General features: G+C 45.8%; 5 protein-coding genes. 4 read left to right on the top strand and 1 reads right to left on the bottom strand.

What is annotated here, in order from left to right; genetic code table 11:
• Positions 1–19 precede the first annotated feature (19 nt).
• The gene (locus VB714_RS27075) at positions 20–379 is read left to right on the top strand and encodes a response regulator transcription factor (RefSeq protein ID WP_323228431.1); all 360 of its coding nucleotides are present in this window, start codon (positions 20–22) and stop codon (positions 377–379) included.
• A 37-nt stretch (positions 380–416) separates the two neighbouring features.
• Here VB714_RS27075 and VB714_RS27070 read toward each other — a convergent pair whose 3' ends face one another.
• Positions 417–908, bottom strand: coding sequence for a chemotaxis protein CheW (locus tag VB714_RS27070; protein WP_323228429.1), 492 nt, complete (start codon positions 906–908; stop codon positions 417–419).
• Between VB714_RS27070 and VB714_RS27065 the strand changes: the two genes are divergently transcribed.
• The 3 genes from VB714_RS27065 to VB714_RS27055 all read left to right on the top strand — a co-directional run.
• Positions 895–1,095 carry a hypothetical protein gene (locus tag VB714_RS27065; RefSeq protein ID WP_323228427.1) on the top strand — a complete coding sequence of 67 codons (201 nt, stop codon included), beginning with the start codon at positions 895–897 and terminating at the stop codon, positions 1,093–1,095. The two genes, VB714_RS27070 and VB714_RS27065, sit on opposite strands and share 14 nt — an antisense overlap.
• 148 nt (positions 1,096–1,243) lie before the next feature.
• Positions 1,244–1,711, top strand: a complete 468-nt coding sequence (gene rimP, locus VB714_RS27060) for a ribosome maturation factor RimP (protein ID WP_323228425.1) — start codon at positions 1,244–1,246, stop codon at positions 1,709–1,711.
• Positions 1,712–1,760: 49 nt separating this feature from the next.
• On the top strand, positions 1,761–2,572 hold an 812-nt coding region (locus VB714_RS27055), incomplete at its 3' end, for a NusA N-terminal domain-containing protein (protein ID WP_323228424.1).

The following is a 2,572-nucleotide window of genomic DNA, read 5'->3' as shown; positions in this document are numbered from 1 at the left end:
CCTAAAGACTTAATTTTTTATGAAAACCGCTCTAGTTGTCGAAGATAGCAAAACCGAACAAGCCTTTATGCAACGGACTCTAACCCAAGCAGGCCTGCGGGTTGTATTGGTGTCGGATGTTGATAACGCTCACGGTAAAATGGCAAGCAATAAACCCGATATTATTTTCCTAGATGTTATTCTTCCCGGCCAGAGCGGTTTTGAGTTTTGTCGGGAACTCAAACTTAATCCCGAAACCAAAAATATTCCCGTAATTATCTGTTCGACCAAAGGAACGGAGGTCGATCGCACTTGGGGAACTATGCTGGGTGCTGATGCCTATTTGGCCAAACCCATCGATCCCGAAGAATTGAAAAATACGGTAGATCGCTTTATTTAAGGGATTTTATTTAATATTTAATCTCCTTGAGTTCAGTTCACGACTTGGGATAGAGAAGGGAATGGGTCGTCATGGAAACATCGAGGAGAAAAATGGGTTTTTTGTCGAGACTGTCCTCCTCTTCAGATTGCCAAAGCGCCACATATTGCGCCAAGCGACCAAGATTAGCCTGACGCGAAGAACTGGGTAACTCCTGCACGATCGCTCTAGGTAAATCGAGAGTAGTCGGTAATTCGTCAATTTCAATCCCACACAATTGTCCTTGATTGTTGCGGATCAGAATAAGATATTTGCCAGAGCGAGGACTGCGATCGCCACTTTCCCATTCTTCCAGAATCCAAATTAAGTTTAATAAGAGAACAGTTTCCCCTTCGATTTCTAGCAGTCCCGCATCATCAAAACCTTCATCAAGTTCCGGAGGACGAGGAATAATTTTCAAAATCGCTTTGAGAGGAAGGGCGAAAAGATAATGAAGGACCGAAAAAATAATCACTCGGACGGTTTGAGGCTCTTGAATGGTATTGCTCATAGAGGAAACGGCTGCAAGAGTAGAGCGGCGATCGCGGATAAGTCTACCCTATCGTGAATTACCCCGCCATGTTTCCCCCTCCGTGGTGAATTTTCAGCCCGTCCCAGGAGCGAAAAAGGCGATCGCAGCCTTTCCTTTTCGAGCAATCCGTAGCAGTTGCAACAAAGAACCGCTTGACCTATCATAGGAATTGCGGTATGACTTCGCGAGGGAAGTTATCCCCAACGACCAAAGCTAAATTGGAAAGTTGGAAAAGTGGGTGGTACCCGCTTTTTTTGTTGAGTCTAGTTTCTGTTGACACTATCCCGTTAATTTTTTCTCTTAATTTCTTGATTGTGACTCATCCTTTGATCCCCCAAATTCTCGAACTCGCAACGCCCATCGCCGAAAACCTGGAACTGGACGTAGTTGGAGCCGTTTATCAAACCAATAAGCGTCCCCCGATTTTGCGCGTGGATATTCGCAACCCTAACCAGGAAACTAGCTTGAAAGACTGCGAACGGATGAGTCGCGCCCTAGAAGAACATCTCGATGCAATCGAACTGATTCCCAATGCTTATGTCTTAGAAATTTCCAGCCCCGGAATTTCCCGTCAACTGACCACAGAGCGAGAACTAACTACATTTAAAGGCTTTTCCGTCCTCGTTAAAACCTACGCCCCCTTTGATGGGAAAAAAGAATGGCAAGGACGGCTTCAGGGTCAAGATGAAACTACCCTCTATCTCAATCAAAAAGGTCGCACCATCGCTATTCCGCGAGAGGCGATCGCTAAAATTCAACTTTGGGACAAAGCTGAAAGTTAAAGGAATTTTAGACCCCCTACATCATCCCATCACTTAAGGAGATATTCCCGTGTCCCTAGTTATTTTGCCAGGACTCAAAGAAATGCTCGAAGAGATTAGCGTTCAATATCACCTCCCGGAAATTGAAGTCCAAGAAGCCTTGCGGGAAGCCCTATTAAAAGGTTACGAACGCTATCGGCGATCGCAGCAACTCGAAAAACGCATTCAATATAGCGAAGACTACTTCGATAATTTCGATGTCGAACTCGATACAGAAGAAGAAGGATTTTGCATCCTCTCCACCAAAACGATCGTGGAAGAAATTGAAAATACCGATCATCATATTTCCCTCGAAGAAGTGCAAAGTCTGCTGAAAACCAAAGAACAAGACAACACAGAAGAAGCCTTTCTACCCGAAGTCCAAATTGGAGAGGCCGTCGTTTTAGATGTCACCCCAGACCAAAAAGAATTTGGACGCATGGCCGCCATTCAAACTAAACAAGTCTTGCTGCAAAAACTGCGCGATCGCCAGCGCAAAATGATTCAAGACGAATTCAAAGACCTAGAAGGAAGCGTCCTCAACGCCCGCATTCTCCGCTTTGAACGTCAGTCCGCGATCGTCGCCGTTACCAGTGGGTTTGGCAAGCCAGAAGTGGAAGCAGAACTCCCCAAACGGGAACAATTACCCAACGATAACTATCGCGCCAATGCTACCTTTAAAATTTTGTTAAAAAAAGTTAAAGATGGTATCCATCGCGGTCCTCAACTCCTGGCTTCCCGTGCAGCAGCCGGTTTAGTTGTCGATTTGTTTGCCACGGAAGTCCCAGAAATCGAAGATGAAGTCGTTCGTATCGTCGCCATGGCCAGGGAAGCGAACCCCCC

Origin of the sequence: Spirulina sp. 06S082 (assembly GCF_034932145.1) — a bacterium.
Lineage (GTDB): Bacteria > Cyanobacteriota > Cyanobacteriia > Cyanobacteriales > Spirulinaceae > CCY15215.
This window is presented reverse-complemented; position numbering and strand designations above follow the sequence as displayed.

Coding starts and splice junctions, on each gene's coding strand:
- VB714_RS27075 (WP_323228431.1), top strand. CDS start 20: ATGAAAACCGCTCTAGTTGTCGAAGATAGCAAAACCGAACAAGCCTTT.
- VB714_RS27065 (WP_323228427.1), top strand. CDS start 895: ATGGTATTGCTCATAGAGGAAACGGCTGCAAGAGTAGAGCGGCGATCG.
- VB714_RS27070 (WP_323228429.1), bottom strand. CDS start 908: ATGAGCAATACCATTCAAGAGCCTCAAACCGTCCGAGTGATTATTTTT.